Here is a 15,121-nt window from a genome sequence, read left to right as displayed (position 1 = left end):
GTCCCCATGGGCAATAAACTTTACGTCGGCAACCTGCCGTACACCGTCCGCGACGAAGACCTGCAACAGTCTTTCAGCGAATTCGGCTCTGTCTCCAGCGCCAAGGTCATGATGGAACGCGACACCGGTCGCTCCAAAGGCTTCGGTTTTGTCGAGATGGGCAGCGATGCCGAAGCGCAAGCCGCTATCTCCGGCATGAACGGTCAGTCGCTTGGCGGCCGCAGCATCACCGTGAACGAAGCCCGTCCGATGGAGGCACGTCCTCCCCGTACCGGCGGCTACGGCGGTGGCGGTGACCGCTCCGGCGGTGGCGGCTACGGCGGTGGTGGCGATCGCTCCGGCGGTGGCGGCTACGGTGGTGGCGGCGGCGGACGCGGCGGCTACTAAGCCCTGCGCTGCTTCAGCCTCGCGCTGAGCAAAGCCCAAAAGGCCTCGGAACTTCGGTTCCGAGGCCTTTTTCGTTTGGTGGTCCGCGCTAGGGTCGTGACTGGCGAAACGCCATCACCGCCTGGTTGCGCAGCGTCTTGAGCAGGGCGAGTTCCTTCTCGTCGAGCGCGATGTCGGAAGCGCTCGCTTTGTCGGCGTAGATGAGGCCGAAAGGCGCGCCCTTGAGCTGCAAGGGCAGCAGCAGGAAGGCCGGCGCGTTGATCTGGCTGCGGTACCAGACGGGCAGCTTCTGCGCCACGTTGGGCACGCTGGCATCGCGGATCAGCGTGTCCAGGCCCTTGTTGCACACCATGCCGAACAGATCCTGCGCGTCCTTGAGCGGCACGCGGAACAGCTTGGCCACCGAGGCCGCGTCGTCGCCCAGGCCAAATCGGCCGGTGAGGCTGTGCGTGGCCGCGTCGCGCAGGCAGAACAGCACGCGGCGAAAACCCAGCGCGCGGTACATCGTCTCCAGCACCATGCGCAGCACGTCGTTGAGCTCGAAGTCTTCGACCATGGCGTTGGTGATGTCCTGGATGCCTGTGGCCAGTAGCTCGGCCGACACCGCGCGCGGCTGGGTCGCTGTCTCGACGGTCTCGGCTGCGGTGGGCGCAGGCTCGGCCGTCAGTTCCAGGGGCTGCAGGGAATCGGCAGGCAGCACCTTGATCGGCGCAGGGCGCAGCAGCCTGGCCGCCGGCGAATCGGTGGTCACCTGCACACCCATGGCCTCGGCGGTCTGCGCGAGCTTTTCGCGCGCGGCCAGCGCCATGGTCTGAATGTGCCGGCTCTCCAGCCCCAGGCCGCTGGCGTAGCGGGTGGACAGGCGCGCGAGTTCCCGCGCCAGCGCTTCGCCCTCCTTGTGCAGGAAGGCGTCGGCCATTTCGTTGGACGCCAGGCACAACCAGCGCAACCGCTCCTCGGTGTCCACGGGTGTGCGCACCGGGGGGGTGCCCGCAGGCTTGCGCATGAGGCGCTGGATGCTGGCGGGCAGGTCCCACACGCGTGCCACGCCCAGGCCCAGGTCTTCGCACGTCATGCCCAGCACACCCAAGGCCGCCACGTCTTCGGTCTTGCCGGCGGCGACGCCCTTGCGCATCTGCTGCGCCTCCTCAGGAAAGTAGAACTCGGTGAGCAGGCGACCCAGGTTCTGGAACAGCGAGCCGATGAACACCTCTTCGCCCTCGCGGGACGCTGCACACAGATCGCTGGCCAGCGAGCCGGCCAGCAACGCGCGCAGGAACTCGGCCTTGAGCAGGCTGGCGTGCGCCTTGTTCTGCATGTGTTCGAGCAACACCAGGCTCATGGCGATGTTGCGGATGCCCACGAAGCCAATCAGGCTCACCGCGCGCGACACAGTGTTGATGCTGCCACCGCCCGCGTGCGCGAACTGTGCCGTGTTGACCAGGCGCAGCAGCTTGTTGGTCAAGGCCACGTCCTTGAGGATTTCGCTGGTCAGCGAATTCAGGCTTTCGTTTTCTGACGAGGCCATGCTCTGCACACGCCCGATGGACTCCGACATGGCGGGGAAATCGCTCTTGTGGCGCATGCGCCGCAGCAGGAAACCCAGCGTGGCGTGGCTGCCCTGGGGCTCCGGGGCGCTGGCGCTGTCATGCTGCTGACTCTGCCATTCGCGCAGTGACTGGGCGAACACCTGTGCGCTGTCGATGCGCTGGCGTGCATTGCGTGCCAGGCCCCGCATGAGCAGGGTGCGCAGCGCGTCGTCCACTTCGTGCACGCTGTCCTGGGGCAGCACGAGGTCTTCGTGGGTCACCCGGTAGATCGCACGGAAGGTGTCGTGGCCATCGACCAGCGGTTTGCCGAACACCATCTCGGCGAGCACCAGCGCGGCGCTGAACACGTCGCTGGTGGCGGTGGCGGGTTGCCCGGTGGCGGCCTCGGGCGACATGTAGCCCGGCGTGCCTTGAACCGTGTCGGCGTTCGCGTCGGCCGCACCCATGCGCGCGGCGATGCCGAAGTCGGTGACCTTGGGGCGCAGGCTGCGGTCCAACAGGATGTTGGAAGGTTTGAGGTCGCGGTGCACCACCCCCGCGGCGTGCGCCAACTGCAGGGCATCAAGCACCGGCAGCATCAGGGCCACGGCGTCGGCCGCAGGCAGCGCGCCGGTGTCATGCAGGTACCCGGCCAGCGTCTGGCCCGCCACGTACTCGAACACGAGCGCGGGTTGGCCGTCGATCACGTCGGCTTCGAACAGCGTGGCGATGTGCGGGTGCGAGAGTCGGGCCACGTGGCGCGCCTCGCGCAGCCAGGGCTCCATGGCGGCACCGGCACCCGGCCGCACCGCCTGCATCACCTTGATGGCAACCAGACGGTCCAGCCGCGGGTCGTGGGCCAGCCACACCGTGGCATGCACCCCCTTGCCCAGCACCTGGCGGAGTTCGTATCGGCCCAGGTACTTCGGGTGGGCGGGGCGGCCGCTGGCGCTGGGGGGTGGCGTTGCTTTCACATGGCTCCGGTGGGTTTCAGTTGACCATCACGAGCTTACCCTTGACGGAGCGCGATCCCATGATCGCGTAGGCCTTGTGCAGTTCGCTCATGGGCAGGGTCTGGTCGATCACCGGCTTGACCTGGCCCTTGGCGTACATGACGGCCAGGGCCTGCATCATCTCGGCGTTGGCCTTGGGTTCGCGGCGCGCGAAGTCACCCCAGAAAACGCCGACGATGCTCGCGCCCTTGAGCAGGGTGAGGTTCAGGGGCAGGGCAGGGATGGGGCCGCTGGCAAAGCCCACCACGAGGTAGCGGCCGCGCCATGCGATGGATCGGAAAGCAGGCTCGGCGAAGTCACCGCCGACCGGGTCGTAGATCACGTCGGGGCCCTTGCCGTCGGTGAGCTGCTTGATGGCATCGCGCAAGCCCTCCTTGGGCGTGTGCACGCTGTAGTTGATGGTGGCGTCGGCGCCGAGCTGTTTGCACAGCTCGCATTTCTCGTCGGTGGAAGCGGCGGCGATCACGCGCGCGCCGGCTGCCTTGGCGATCTGGATCGCCGCCGTGCCCACGCCACCTGCGGCGCCCAGCACCAGCACGGTTTCGCCGGCCTTCAGCGCAGCGCGGTCCATGAGCGCGTGCCACGAGGTGGCGTAGATCATGATGAAGGCAGCTGCGTCCACCGCCGGGAAACCGGCAGGCAGCGGCATGCACAACGCAGCGGGCGCCACGGTGTGCGTGCCGAAGCCGCCTGTGCCGCTCAGGCACGCCACGCCCTGGCCCACCTGGAGGTGCTTCACGCCTTCTCCCACGGCGCTCACCACGCCGGCGTATTCGGACCCCGGCACAAAGGGCAGGGCGGGCTTCATCTGGTACTTGTTCTGCACGATGAGCAGGTCGGGGAAGTTCAGGCTCGCGGCCTGAATTTCGATCAGCACCTCGCCCGCCTTGGGCTCGGGCGTGGGCAATTCTTTCCAGGTCAGGGCGTCGACGCCCACGGGGTTTTCACAAAGCCAGGCGTGCATGCCTTCTCCTCGGTGGTTGGGTCGATGATCGGTCCATGATAGGCAGGCAGGTGACCCGGATTGAAGCGGGTAAGCCCGCTGTCTGTCTCAAGCGTGACCGGGGTGAACCCACCTAAAATCGTGGCAATGAAAATTCTCATCTCCAACGACGATGGTTACCAGGCGCCCGGCCTCGTGGCGCTGTATGAGGCCCTCAAGGGTCTGGCCGATGTGGAGGTGGTGGCGCCCGAGCACAACAACAGCGCCAAATCCAACGCGCTGACCCTGCATTCCCCCCTGTACGTGCACACCGCGCACAACGGCTTTCGCTACGTCAACGGCACGCCCGCCGACTGCGTGCACATCGCGCTCACCGGCTTGCTGGGCTACCGACCCGATCTGGTGGTCTCGGGCATCAACAACGGCGCGAACATGGGCGACGACACGATTTACTCAGGTACCGTGGGCGCCGCCATGGAAGGTTACCTCTTTGGTATTCCGGCCATCGCGTTTTCGCAAACCGAAAAGGGCTGGGGACACCTGGAAGACGCGGGCCGGATGGCGGCGCGCCTCGTGTCGCAGTTGCTGCCCTCGCTGGAGATCGGGCCACCCGTCGAACCCTGGTTGCTCAACGTGAACATTCCCAACCGGCCGCTGGCCGACATCAAGGGCTTCAAGGTCGCGCGGCTGGGCCGGCGCCATGCGGCCGAGCAGGTGATCTCTCAGACCAACCCGCGCGGCGACACCATGTACTGGATCGGCAGCGCCGGCAAGGCCAAGGACGACGCCGATGGCACCGACTTCCACGCTTCGTTGCAGGGCTACGCCACCATCACCCCGCTGAAGGTGGACCTCACCGACCACGAGCGGCTGGCCTACTGGGCACCGACCGCTGCCAGCCTGTCGGCACCCGTGGTGGTGCCACCCACGGGCGGAGTGGATTCTTGAAAGACGGCGGCAAGGCCCGTCCAGGCTTTCCGGCCAAGCTGCCGGTGGTTCCCCACCCGCCAACCGTTCGCAAACCGGTGGCGCGCGCATCCCAGCCCGCGCTGACCCCGGCCAAACCGGTGCCACGTCCGGCGATCAAGGCCCTCGCCACGACGCGGCCTGTGGTGTCCAGCGGCGTGGGCATGGACTCATCGGCCGTGCGCGCATCCATGGTGCGCAAGATCCAGGCACAAGGTGTGAGCCACGCAGGCGTGCTCGCGGCCTTGCAGGCGGTGGAGCGCCACCGGTTTGTCGACACGGCGCTGGTGAACCAGGCGTACGAAGACACCAGCTTGCCGATCGGCCTCGGCCAAACCATCTCCAAGCCGGGCGTGGTGGCCCGCATGATCGAGCTGCTGTGCGCCGGCCACACGGCCAAACTCGGCCGTGTGCTGGAGATCGGAACCGGCTGCGGCTACCAGGCCGCCGTGCTCAGCCATGTGGCGCGCGAGGTCTACAGCATCGAGCGCTTGCGCGGCCTGCACGAGAAAGCGCGCGAGAACCTTCGAGCCTTTCGCGTCTCCAATTTGCACCTGCTGTTCGGTGACGGCATGCTGGGGTACGCCAAAGGTGCTCCTTATGCCGCCATCATTGCCGCCGCTGGTGGCAACGACATCCCCCAAGCCTGGATCGAACAGCTGGCCGTGGGTGGCCGGCTGGTGGCGCCGGCCGTGACCGCTGCGGGCAAACAGAACCTGGTGGTGGTGGACAAAACCGCCACCGGCGTGGTCCGCACAGAGCTGGAAGCGGTGTTTTTTGTGCCACTAAAATCGGGCATCGCATGAGTGTCCCGCTGCGCTGTGCAGCGGGAGCGTTTTTTCAATCGGGGCCGCCCGCTGGCGTGTCCCGGCAAATGGTTGGGAGTTTTATGTACATGCGTTTTCCCCAGGCACCGGGCCTGCCCCTCGAATCGCGACGTTCGACCTGGCGGGGTGTCGCGGTCATGACCGTGCTGGCGGCCTTGCTGGTCACCGCGGGTTGTTCCACCCGGCGTGTGTCGGGTCCTGCTCCAGTGGAAGACCGCGGCATGCCACGGCCCGCAGAGATCGTGGTCCTGCCCGGCGCCGAGAACGCCGGCAAGCCTGGTTACTACACCGTGAAATCGGGCGACACGCTCTTTCGCATCGCTTTGGACAACGGCCAGAACTGGCGCGACATTCAGGCCTGGAACAGCCTGACCAATCCCAACACGATTGAAGTGGGTCAGGTGCTGCGCGTGCAGCCGCCCGCGCCAGTGCCGCATTCCGCGCCTGTCGTGGCCAGCACGCCAGTGAGCCCGGCCGGCGTCGTGTCGCGCCCGCTCACCGACACAGCACCTGCGGCGGCTCCCATTCCGGCTCCGGCGCCAGCCCCTGCACCCGCTTCGGCTGGCGCAGACGAGCTCAATTTCATGTGGCCCGCCCAAGGCTCGGTGGTGTCTTCGTTCGACGAAACGACGAACAAGGGTGTGTCGATCGCCGGCAAGATCGGTGACCCGGTGGTGGCTGCGGCAGATGGTCGTGTGGTGTACGCCGGTGCTGGCCTGCGTGGCTACGGCAACCTGATCATCCTCAAGCACAACAACACCTACCTCACGGCCTATGCGCACAACCAGGCCTTGCTGGTGCGCGAAGACCAGGCCGTGCGCCAGGGACAGAAGATCGCCGAGATGGGCAGCAGCGACACCGATCGCGTGAAGCTGCACTTCGAGGTGCGCCGCCTGGGCAAACCGGTCGATCCGATCGGCTACCTGCCAAAACGCTGAGCCGGGGCCACCATGGCCTGGCCCGTTCTTGTCTTCGACATCGAGTCGATCCCCGACATCGATGGCCTGCGTGCCTTGCGCGCCGCGCCAGCCGACCAGACCGACCAGCAGGTCTACGCCGGCTGGCTGGAAGAGCGCAAGGCCAAAGGCCAGAGCGACTTCATGCCGCTGCACCTGCAGCGCGTGCTGGTCATCAGCTGCGTGTTTCGCAACGCCGAAGGGCTGCGCATCCATTCGTTTGTGGACCGTGACGGGCAGAGCGAAGGCAAGGTGGTTCAGACCTTTTTCCATGCGGTGGAGAAACACACACCGCAGCTCGTGAGCTGGAACGGCGGTGGTTTTGATTTGCCGGTGCTGCACTACCGCGGCCTGCGCCATGGCGTGGAAGCCAGCAAGTACTGGGACCTCGGCGAGGACGACCGCGAGTTCAAGTGGAACAACTACATCAGCCGCTACCACATGCGCCACCTGGATCTGATGGACCTGCTGGCCATGTACTCGCCGAAGAACAACGCGCCGCTGGACGCCATGGCCAAGCTCTGCGGCTTTCCCGGCAAGTTGGGCATGGACGGCTCGCAGGTGTATGCGCAGTACCTCGCCGGGCAGACCGAGGACATCCGTCGCTACTGCGAGACCGACGTGATGAACACCTACCTCGTGTACTGCCGATTTCAGAAGATGCGTGGTGGTTTGACCGAAGCTGAGTACGAACAGGAAATCGCGATGGTCAAGGAGACGCTGGGCAATCTGGCGCCTGCCGAATCGCATTGGGACGAATATCTCAAAGCCTGGGTATAGAGCCCCCACGCTTCGCCGCTGCGCGGGTCGCTGCCCCCCGAGGGGGCTGTTTCGCCTTGGGACGGCCCGGCGGCGAAACGTGGCCTGAGACAATCGGTGTATGACAACCGCCGCAACCCTCCACGAAAACAGCCTCCTCACCACCGCCAACGCCGCGGCCCACGACGCACCCGAGAGCCCGTTGCCCGACGGCTGGCTTGCGGTGGAATCCCTCGACATCGATGCCCAGGGGATCGCCCGCCGGCCCGATGGCAAGGTCGTCTTCATCGAAGGCGCCTTGCCCTTCGAGCAGGTCAGCGTGAACGTGCATCGCAAGAAGAACAACTGGGAAGCCGGCGTCGTGACCGCGGTGCACCACGAGTCTTCGCAGCGCGTGCGCCCGGGCTGCCCGCACTTCGGCCTGCACGCTGGTGCCTGTGGCGGCTGCAAGATGCAGCACCTCCACGAGTCCGCCCAGGTGGCGATCAAGCAGCGCGTGCTGGAAGACAACCTCTGGCATCTGGGCAAGGTGCGCTCCGAGATGATGCTGCGCCCGATCGAAGGGCCGGCCTGGGGCTACCGCTACCGCGCGCGCCTGTCGGTGCGCCATGTGCACAAGAAGGGCGAGGTGCTGATCGGTTTCCACGAGCGCAAGAGCCGCTATGTGGCCGACATGAAGGTCTGCCCGGTGCTTCCCGCCCATGTGAGCGAGATGCTCATGCCGCTCCGCGAACTCATCTTCGGCATGGACGCGCGCGAGACCTGTCCGCAGATCGAGCTGGCCTGCGGCGACGACGTGACCGCCATGGTGCTGCGCCACCTGGAGCCGCTGAGCGAGGACGACATCAGCCGGCTGCGTGCGTTTGCCCAGCAGCATGGTGTGCAGTGGTGGTTGCAGTCCAAGGGTCCGGACACGGTCAAGCTGCTCGATGTGGACGGCCCCTTGCTCAGCTACGACTTGCCCGAATTCGGCATCACCATGCCGTTCAAGCCGACCGACTTCACCCAGGTCAACCCGGCCATCAACCGGGTGCTGGTCACACGTGCCCTGCGCCTGCTCGACGCGCGCAAGCACGAACGCGTGATCGACTGGTTCTGCGGCCTGGGCAATTTCACCCTGCCGATCGCGACCACCGCCGGTGAGGTGCTGGGCATTGAGGGCAGCGAGGCGCTGGTGGCACGCTCGCGCGACAACCTGGCGCTGAACCAGGCGGGGCGCAGCACAGCGCTGGCGCCCACCACGTTTGCGGCACGCAACCTGTTCGAGATGACGCCGGGCTTGCTGGTGTCTGACGGGACGGCGCAAAAATGGCTGGTGGACCCACCGCGAGAGGGTGCGTTTGCGCTGGCCAAGGCACTCGCCGACCTGCACCAGAACCCGGCGCAGCGCGCGGGCTGGAGGCCGCCGCAGCGCATCGTCTACGTGAGCTGCAACCCGGCCACGCTGGCGCGCGACGCGGGCCTGCTGGTGCACCAGGCGGGCTACCGCTGCGTGGCGGCGGGGGTGATCAACATGTTTGCGCACACGGCCCACGTGGAGAGCATGGCGGTGTTCGAGCTGGACCCGACGCGGATCCCCGGCCAGGACGCCGTACCTGAATAGTCGGCGCGTCGGCGGATCAGGAGGTGCGCGAAGCGCTCGCCGTTTTGCCGCCGTCGGGGGCTTTCGGGCTGGCGGCGGGCGTATCTTCTGCCGGCGCCGGCTCGGCCGGCATGCCGACGATGGCGTTCTCGCGCATGTACTCGTCCATCTCTTTCCAGCCAGCAAACACGGCGGCCTTGCCGGCGCGTGGGTAGCCGCCGAAGCAGTCCTCGATGCTGCGCACCGCGTGGCGACAGGCGCTGCCGATGGCCTTGCCTTCGGCTTCCTTCTTCGCCGCCACCTGGCTGGCGCTCTCGACGCCCAGCGCGTCGCAGCCCGCCAGCAGGCTGGCGGTACCAAGAAGGCAGGCGGTGAGGGCTGTGTGTCGCATGGTGTTCGGTGTGGGTTCCCCGTTGTTTCGGCGGTTGCTCCGAGAACTTGACACCCGATTGGCGACGGACACGCTCCGGCAAAGAAAAAGGACCCGAAGGTCCCTTTTCTGAGTGCCGGGTCCGCTTACTCGCGGTCGCCGCCGAACATGCCCAACAGCATCAGCAGGCTCTGGAAGATGTTGAACAGGCTCAGGTACAGGCCCAGGGTGGCGGTGATGTAGTTGGTCTCGCCGCCGTCCACGATGCGCTTGAGGTCGTACAGCAGGTACATGCTGAACACCACGATGGCGATGGTGGCGATCGCGGCCATGGCCGCCGGGCTGCCCACGAAGACGTTGATGATCGCGCCGATCATGATGGCCAGTGCGCCCACGAAGAGCCACTTGCCCATGCCCGAGATGTCACGCTTGATGAAGGTCGAGAGGTTGGCCATGACGAAGAACACGCCGGCCGTGCCGCCGAACGCGGTCATGATCAGGCTGGAGCCGTTGCTGAAACCCAGCACCGTGGCGAGCATGCGCGAGAGCATGAGGCCCATGAAGAAGGTGAAGGCGAGCAACACTGGTACACCGGCTGCGGAGTTCTTGGTCTTCTCGATCGCGTACAGGAAGCCGAATGCGCCTCCCAGAAAGACGATCAGGCCCAAGCCGCCGCCCAGGCCGGCTGTGATACCGGTCTGCACGCCCACCCAGGCGCCCAGCACGGTCGGCAGCATGGACAGCGCCAGCAGCCAGTAGGTGTTGCGCATGACCTTGTTGCGCTGCGCATCGCTCGATACCGCGGTGCCGAAGCGGCCGCTGGTGTGGACTTGGTCGGTCATGGTGGTGACTCCTTCATCATCTGACACGGGGGGCCGGTGTCTGGGCATCGGAATGATGCCCAACCGGTGGAAATGCATTGTAGGGCGATGATCCGCTTGGGACGCGCGGGGGATGAAACCGCTCTTTTGGTAAGGTCACTTGTGACCTCATGGCTCTCAATGGTCGCGGTATCGTTCCTCTTGCGCGCGCGGGGATTCACAATCCCTGCCTGCAACCTTCATCAGACACCCCAACAGGACTTAAGTTCATGAAAAACAAACCCATGCTGGAAAGCGCCGACGTCAAACTCATTGCAGCCGCTGCCGAAGCCGAAGCACTGAACAACAACTGGGCGGTCACGATCGCCATCGTGGACGACGGCGGCCACCTGCTGGGTCTGCAGCGACTGGACGGCGCACCCGCAATCTCGTCGCACATTGCCCCGGCCAAGGCCCACACGGCAGCCATGGGCCGGCGTGAGAGCAAGGTTTATGAAGACGTGATCAACCAGGGCCGCGTGTCGTTCCTGAGCGCGCCATTCATCTCGGGCATGCTCGAAGGCGGTGTGCCGATCATGAAAGACGGCCAATGCCTGGGCGCGGTGGGTGTGAGCGGTGTGAAGTCGACCGAAGACGCGCAGATTGCGCGGGCCGGCATTGCTGCCATCGGCCTGTAAGCACTGAACGGGGCCGCAAAAAAAGACCTGGCTAACCGGGCGCAACGCCCCTTGGCTGGTCAAAAACGACACTCGGGGATGATGAATTCTCCGAGGTCGCCCCACGATTCAAGTAACTATTTGGTCAGGATCAGCTTGCCCTGGCGAGTGGCCTGCAGGCGGTAGATCGATCCGTTGTGGCTGATCGTCACGGCCTTCTGGCCGCGCAGCAGCGAGTCGCTGGTCAGGGACGGCGAGGCGTCTTCCCTGGGTTCGGTTTCGCGAACTGCCGGGGAGGGTTCCCGGCTGGGGTCCGGGCGAGGTTCGGTGTTCATGGCGCGGGTTCGGTGATGAAACCGATCTTGCGCACGCCGGTGCGCTGCGCGGTGGCCATGGCCAGAGCCACACGCTCGTAGCGCACCGCCTTGTCGCCACGGATGTGCAGCTCAGGTTGAGGCTCCTGGGTGGCCACGGCCTGCAGGCGGCTCGCAAAGTCGGCATCGTCCACGCGCTGGTCGTTCCAGAAGTACGCGCCATCGGCGTCCACCGACAGGCGGATGTTCTCCGGCTTGTCCAGCACCTTCTCCATGCTGGCCTGCGGCAGTTCGATGTTGACTGCGTGCTTGATCACCGGCACCGTGATGATGAAGATGATGAGAAGCACCAGCATCACGTCGATGAACGGGATCATGTTGATCTCGCTCATCATGTCGTCGCTGTCCTGTTGGGTTCCGATGGCCATGGTGTGATTCCTCTTCAGGCTTTCTTCATCGGCAGCACCTTGCCATCACCACCGGCGGTGACGCGGGCGCCGGTGACGAAGTAGGCGTGCAGGTCGTGCGCGAAGCGGTTGAGCTGGTGGCTGATGCCCTTGTTGCCGCGCACCAGGGCGTTGTAGCCCAGCACCGCAGGAATGGCCACCAGCAGGCCCAGCGCAGTCATGATCAGCGCCTCACCGATCGGGCCGGCCACCTGGTCGATGCTGACCTGGCCTGCCGCACCGATGCCCAGCAACGCGTGGTAGATGCCCCAGACGGTGCCGAACAGGCCCACGAAGGGGGCGGTGGAAGCCACTGATGCCAGCACCGAGAGGCCACTCTGGGCGCGCGCGGTGAAGTCGTCCACGCTCTTGCGCAGCGAGCGCTCCACCCAGTCGCTCACGTCCAGGCTGTCGTGCAGCTGGCGTTGGGGTGGTGAGCCGTTGTGGCCGTCCTTGTGCAGGATGTGGCGGGTCGATTCGCGGCCTTCGAGAGCCACCGCGCGAAAGGGATTGCCTTCGGGCGAACCGAGCTTGTCCAGGCCTTCGGCGAAGTCGGCGCTGTGCCAGAAGCCTTCGACGCCCTTGGCCTGTGCGCGCTGGGCGCGTTGGTCCAGGGCCTTCCACAGGATGATGATCCAGGTGGCGAGCGACATGAGCAGCAGCACGATGGCCACCGAGCGGGTGACCCAGTCGCCCTGGGTCCAGACGTGGGCGATGCCCGATGTTGCGAGTTGCGGTTCCATGATTTTTCTGACTCCTGCGGACGGGGTTTATTCCAAAACGAAATTGATCGGCACGTTGAACCACATGGCCTCGGGCACGCCGGCGCGTTTGCCGGGCACGTAGCGCCAGCGCAGCACGGTCTGCACGGCGGTCTGGTCCAGGCGTTCGAAGCCGCTGGAGTTGCGCACCTCGGCCCGTGAGGCGGTGCCGTCCACGTCGATGAAGACGCGCACAACGACCTTGCCCTGTTCACCCAGGCGCTTGGACAGCGGCGGGTAGGGCGGGCGTGGGTTGTTGAGGTAGTCGGCGCTGCTCGAAGGCAGTTCGATGCGGGGCGGTGCCGGTGGCGCAGGTGGTGACGGCGGCGCGGCGGCCACCACCGGCTCGGCGGGGGCGGGTGGCGCGGGCGGGCTGGGGGGCACCACGGGTGCCAGCGTGGAGGGCTCGGGTGTAGGGCTGGCCACCGGTTGCGGCAGTGGCTGAGGCACGGGACGCGGCTTGGGTCGGGGCGGTGTGGGCGCGGTCACCGGCGGGGCCGGCGGTGGGGGTTCGATCTGGGGTTGCGGCATCTCGATGAGTTCGGCCATCACCTGCACCGGGATCACCAGTTCCACCGCGCGCCTGAGCAGACCGCTTTGAAGCGCCCAGAGCGCGGCCATGTGGAATGCGACCACCGCCAGCACGATGGCCAGACGGCGGTGCAGACGGGTGGGCATGGCGTCAGGCATGGGAGAGAAGGGCGGCGCCAGTGTGGCGCTGGATGAGCTCATCAGTTTAGCGGCGTGGGCAGTGGATGCATCAGGCGCGAAAGATCCACCACACCGCGCACAACATCAAGATCAGGCTGGTGCCGAAGGCGACAAGTCCGGTGGTCATGTGGTGTCCTTTCGGAGGGAGGGAGGGGTGGGTCATCGCGAGGAGTGATTCTAAACGAGAATGCTTCGTATTTGCATAAATGCGCAAAAAAAGGAGCGCTCCAACCTCATCAGGCGCGGGTCAACAGCGCCCCTGGCGCGTCGGCCAGTGTGCGGCAGCCGGTCAGGGCCATGGCGATTTCGAGTTCGTCGCGCAGCAGGCGCAGCACATGTGCCACGCCGGTGGCGCCCGCGTTGGCGAGGCCGTGCAGCACCGGGCGGCCGACCAGCACGGCCGATGCGCCCAGTGCCATGGCCTTGAGCACGTCGGTGCCGCGTCGGATGCCGCCGTCGACCAGCACCGGTGCGTCACCCGCCACCGCCTGCAGCACGCGCGGCAGCAGCGTGGCGGTGGCGGGCATGGTGTCGAGCGTGCGCCCGCCGTGGTTGGAGACGATCAGTCCGGCCGCGCCGCAGGTCAGCGCCTGCCGTGCGTCGTCCGGGTGCACCACGCCCTTGAGCAGCACGGGCAATCGGGTGATGGAGCGCAGCCAGGCCACGTCGTCCCAGGTGGGGGCGTGGGTCATGAGGTCATCGAACAGCTTGCTCTGTCCGGCCCGCAGGGAGAGCGGTGTGGGCGCCACGCGCCCGGCCAGGTTGACCGCCCTGATGTCTGCGGGTCGGCGAAAGCCAGCGCGGCGCTCGCGGTCGCGCGCGCCCTGCACCGGGGCGTCGACCGTGAGCACCAGGGCTTCAAAGCCAGCCGCCTCGGCGCGCTGCACCAGGGCTTGCATGAAACCGCGGTCGGGCAGCAGGTAGAGCTGGAACCACAGCGGGCCGCGGTCTGCTTCGGGCAGGACGGTGCGGGCCACGTCTTCAAGCAGGGTGCTGGCCTGGGTGCTGAGCACCAGGCCAGCACCGAGCGCGGCAGCGGCGAGCGCGGTGGCTTGCTCGGCGTGCGGATGGGCCAGTCGCTGGTAAGCCATGGGCGCGACCAGAATAGGGTGGGCCCATTCGCGGCCCAGCAGGTTCACGCGGGTGTGGCCGCCGGCGAGTGAGCGCATCACGCGCGGCAGAAGCTCAATGGTTTGCCAGGCCTGGGTGTTGGCGCGCAAGGTGATCTCGTCGGCGGCGCCCCCATTGAAGTAGGCCCAGACCGCGTCGTCGAGCATCAGGCGTGCGTGGTGCTCGTGGTCGGCCAGGCTTACCGCCCCGTCGGGCAGGGTGTGCGGGGCGGTGGATCCAGGCTTGGACTTCATGTGTCTGCCCACTGCCGCAACAGGTTGTGGTACGTGCCGGTGAGCGCGGTGGTTTCTGGCGTTTCGCCATGGCGCTGGCGCAGCGCGAGCAGGTTCATGTCAAGGTCGAACAACAGGCGGCGCTGTTCGTCGCTGCGCACCATGCTCTGAACCCAGAAAAAGCAGGCCAGGCGCTCGCCGCGCGTGACGGGCTTCACCTGGTGCAGGCTGGTGCCGGGGTAGATCACGGCGTGTCCGGCTGGCAGCTTGATGCGGTGCTCGCCGTAGGTGTCGGCCACCACCAGCTCGCCACCGTCGTAGTCGGCGGGATCGTTCAGGAAGACGGTGCAAGAGATGTCGGTGCGCACGCGCTGGCCGTCGGGAAGCACGCGCACCGCGTTGTCGATGTGGTTGCCATAGGCGTTGGCGGGGCCGCCGTAGCGGTTGATGCGCGGCATGAAGACCTTGAGCGGCAGCGCTGCCGAGAAAAAGCGCGGATTGCGGTCCAGCCCGCGCAACACCAGGTTGCGGATGGCTTGCGCCGCCTCGCAGTCGTGTGGCAATTGTTGGTTGTTCTTCGCCTCCCGGGCCTGGCTTCCGGCACTTTCGCGCCCGTCGGCCCAGGGTGCGTCCGCGAGCACCTGGCGGGCCTGGCGCAGGTCGTCGGGGCTCAGGATGTCGGGCAAGGTCAGCAGCATGGGATTTTGTGTCGTGGGGAAAAGGCAAAAAGCCGCCCC

General features: G+C 66.4%; 17 protein-coding genes. 7 read left to right on the top strand and 10 right to left on the bottom strand.

Annotation, left to right across the window (positions count from 1 at the left end; genetic code table 11):
• The first annotated feature begins 6 nt into the window (after positions 1-6).
• Positions 7-387: an RNA-binding protein gene (locus IV113_RS02165; RefSeq protein ID WP_056276955.1), complete on the top strand. Its 381-nt coding sequence runs from the start codon at positions 7-9 to the stop codon at positions 385-387.
• An 88-nt stretch (positions 388-475) separates the two neighbouring features.
• Here the strand turns inward: IV113_RS02165 and IV113_RS02160 are convergent, their stop codons facing one another.
• Both IV113_RS02160 and IV113_RS02155 read right to left on the bottom strand, forming a co-directional pair.
• Positions 476-2,890 carry a serine/threonine protein kinase gene (locus tag IV113_RS02160; protein WP_291080360.1) on the bottom strand — a complete coding sequence of 805 codons (2,415 nt, stop codon included), beginning with the start codon at positions 2,888-2,890 and terminating at the stop codon, positions 476-478.
• A 16-nt stretch (positions 2,891-2,906) separates the two neighbouring features.
• A complete protein-coding gene (locus IV113_RS02155; protein ID WP_291080358.1) occupies positions 2,907-3,893 on the bottom strand; it encodes an NADPH:quinone oxidoreductase family protein in 987 nt (328 codons plus the stop codon).
• Positions 3,894-4,019: 126 nt separating this feature from the next.
• Here IV113_RS02155 and surE point away from each other — a divergent pair, with 126 nt between their 5' ends.
• From surE to rlmD, 5 genes are all read left to right on the top strand, one after another.
• The gene (surE, locus tag IV113_RS02150) at positions 4,020-4,820 is read left to right on the top strand and encodes a 5'/3'-nucleotidase SurE (RefSeq protein WP_291080356.1); all 801 of its coding nucleotides are present in this window, start codon (positions 4,020-4,022) and stop codon (positions 4,818-4,820) included.
• A 182-nt stretch (positions 4,821-5,002) separates the two neighbouring features.
• On the top strand, positions 5,003-5,644 hold the full coding sequence (locus IV113_RS02145) for a protein-L-isoaspartate(D-aspartate) O-methyltransferase (protein WP_291081158.1): 642 nt from the start codon (positions 5,003-5,005) through the stop codon (positions 5,642-5,644).
• Between the two features lie 158 nt (positions 5,645-5,802).
• On the top strand, positions 5,803-6,603 hold the full coding sequence (locus tag IV113_RS02140) for a peptidoglycan DD-metalloendopeptidase family protein (RefSeq protein ID WP_291081155.1): 801 nt from the start codon (positions 5,803-5,805) through the stop codon (positions 6,601-6,603).
• 12 nt (positions 6,604-6,615) lie between these two features.
• Entirely contained in the window at positions 6,616-7,401 is a 786-nt protein-coding gene (locus IV113_RS02135) for a ribonuclease H-like domain-containing protein (RefSeq protein ID WP_291080354.1), read from the top strand.
• A gap of 100 nt (positions 7,402-7,501) precedes the next feature.
• Positions 7,502-8,983 carry a 23S rRNA (uracil(1939)-C(5))-methyltransferase RlmD gene (gene rlmD / locus IV113_RS02130; RefSeq protein WP_291080352.1) on the top strand — a complete coding sequence of 494 codons (1,482 nt, stop codon included), beginning with the start codon at positions 7,502-7,504 and terminating at the stop codon, positions 8,981-8,983.
• A gap of 16 nt (positions 8,984-8,999) precedes the next feature.
• Here rlmD and IV113_RS02125 read toward each other — a convergent pair whose 3' ends face one another.
• Positions 9,000-9,353 (bottom strand): hypothetical protein, encoded by a 354-nt coding sequence (locus IV113_RS02125; protein ID WP_291080350.1) that lies wholly within the window; start codon positions 9,351-9,353, stop codon positions 9,000-9,002.
• Between the two features lie 125 nt (positions 9,354-9,478).
• On the bottom strand, positions 9,479-10,174 hold the full coding sequence (locus tag IV113_RS02120; RefSeq protein WP_291080348.1) for a Bax inhibitor-1 family protein: 696 nt from the start codon (positions 10,172-10,174) through the stop codon (positions 9,479-9,481).
• A 248-nt stretch (positions 10,175-10,422) separates the two neighbouring features.
• Between IV113_RS02120 and IV113_RS02115 the strand changes: the two genes are divergently transcribed.
• The gene (locus IV113_RS02115; protein ID WP_291080346.1) at positions 10,423-10,830 is read left to right on the top strand and encodes a heme-binding protein; all 408 of its coding nucleotides are present in this window, start codon (positions 10,423-10,425) and stop codon (positions 10,828-10,830) included.
• A gap of 116 nt (positions 10,831-10,946) precedes the next feature.
• On the opposite strand, the gene IV113_RS02110 is transcribed toward IV113_RS02115, so the two are convergent.
• The 6 genes from IV113_RS02110 to IV113_RS02085 form a co-directional block, all read right to left on the bottom strand.
• On the bottom strand, positions 10,947-11,144 hold the full coding sequence (locus IV113_RS02110) for a hemin uptake protein HemP (RefSeq protein ID WP_291080344.1): 198 nt from the start codon (positions 11,142-11,144) through the stop codon (positions 10,947-10,949).
• Positions 11,141-11,551 (bottom strand): biopolymer transporter ExbD, encoded by a 411-nt coding sequence (locus tag IV113_RS02105; RefSeq protein ID WP_291080341.1) that lies wholly within the window; start codon positions 11,549-11,551, stop codon positions 11,141-11,143. The genes IV113_RS02110 and IV113_RS02105 overlap by 4 nt, the downstream gene beginning before the upstream one ends.
• A 14-nt stretch (positions 11,552-11,565) precedes the next feature.
• Positions 11,566-12,312, bottom strand: a complete 747-nt coding sequence (locus IV113_RS02100) for a MotA/TolQ/ExbB proton channel family protein (protein ID WP_291080339.1) — start codon at positions 12,310-12,312, stop codon at positions 11,566-11,568.
• A gap of 27 nt (positions 12,313-12,339) precedes the next feature.
• Positions 12,340-13,008, bottom strand: coding sequence for an energy transducer TonB (locus IV113_RS02095; RefSeq protein ID WP_291080337.1), 669 nt, complete (start codon positions 13,006-13,008; stop codon positions 12,340-12,342).
• Positions 13,009-13,277: 269 nt separating this feature from the next.
• Positions 13,278-14,405, bottom strand: coding sequence for an alpha-hydroxy acid oxidase (locus IV113_RS02090; RefSeq protein WP_291080335.1), 1,128 nt, complete (start codon positions 14,403-14,405; stop codon positions 13,278-13,280).
• The gene (locus IV113_RS02085; RefSeq protein ID WP_291080333.1) at positions 14,402-15,082 is read right to left on the bottom strand and encodes a Fe2+-dependent dioxygenase; all 681 of its coding nucleotides are present in this window, start codon (positions 15,080-15,082) and stop codon (positions 14,402-14,404) included. The genes IV113_RS02090 and IV113_RS02085 overlap by 4 nt, the downstream gene beginning before the upstream one ends.
• Positions 15,083-15,121 lie beyond the last annotated feature (39 nt).

The organism is Hydrogenophaga sp. (genome assembly GCF_018780385.1).
GTDB lineage: Bacteria > Pseudomonadota > Gammaproteobacteria > Burkholderiales > Burkholderiaceae_C > Hydrogenophaga.
This window is presented reverse-complemented; position numbering and strand designations above follow the sequence as displayed.

Coding starts and splice junctions, on each gene's coding strand:
- IV113_RS02165 (WP_056276955.1), top strand. CDS start 7: ATGGGCAATAAACTTTACGTCGGCAACCTGCCGTACACCGTCCGCGAC.
- IV113_RS02155 (WP_291080358.1), bottom strand. CDS start 3,893: ATGCACGCCTGGCTTTGTGAAAACCCCGTGGGCGTCGACGCCCTGACC.
- surE (WP_291080356.1), top strand. CDS start 4,020: ATGAAAATTCTCATCTCCAACGACGATGGTTACCAGGCGCCCGGCCTC.
- IV113_RS02145 (WP_291081158.1), top strand. CDS start 5,003: ATGGACTCATCGGCCGTGCGCGCATCCATGGTGCGCAAGATCCAGGCA.
- IV113_RS02140 (WP_291081155.1), top strand. CDS start 5,803: ATGACCGTGCTGGCGGCCTTGCTGGTCACCGCGGGTTGTTCCACCCGG.
- IV113_RS02135 (WP_291080354.1), top strand. CDS start 6,616: ATGGCCTGGCCCGTTCTTGTCTTCGACATCGAGTCGATCCCCGACATC.
- rlmD (WP_291080352.1), top strand. CDS start 7,502: ATGACAACCGCCGCAACCCTCCACGAAAACAGCCTCCTCACCACCGCC.
- IV113_RS02125 (WP_291080350.1), bottom strand. CDS start 9,353: ATGCGACACACAGCCCTCACCGCCTGCCTTCTTGGTACCGCCAGCCTG.
- IV113_RS02120 (WP_291080348.1), bottom strand. CDS start 10,174: ATGACCGACCAAGTCCACACCAGCGGCCGCTTCGGCACCGCGGTATCG.
- IV113_RS02115 (WP_291080346.1), top strand. CDS start 10,423: ATGAAAAACAAACCCATGCTGGAAAGCGCCGACGTCAAACTCATTGCA.
- IV113_RS02110 (WP_291080344.1), bottom strand. CDS start 11,144: ATGAACACCGAACCTCGCCCGGACCCCAGCCGGGAACCCTCCCCGGCA.
- IV113_RS02105 (WP_291080341.1), bottom strand. CDS start 11,551: ATGGCCATCGGAACCCAACAGGACAGCGACGACATGATGAGCGAGATC.
- IV113_RS02100 (WP_291080339.1), bottom strand. CDS start 12,312: ATGGAACCGCAACTCGCAACATCGGGCATCGCCCACGTCTGGACCCAG.
- IV113_RS02095 (WP_291080337.1), bottom strand. CDS start 13,008: ATGCCCACCCGTCTGCACCGCCGTCTGGCCATCGTGCTGGCGGTGGTC.
- IV113_RS02090 (WP_291080335.1), bottom strand. CDS start 14,405: ATGAAGTCCAAGCCTGGATCCACCGCCCCGCACACCCTGCCCGACGGG.
- IV113_RS02085 (WP_291080333.1), bottom strand. CDS start 15,082: ATGCTGCTGACCTTGCCCGACATCCTGAGCCCCGACGACCTGCGCCAG.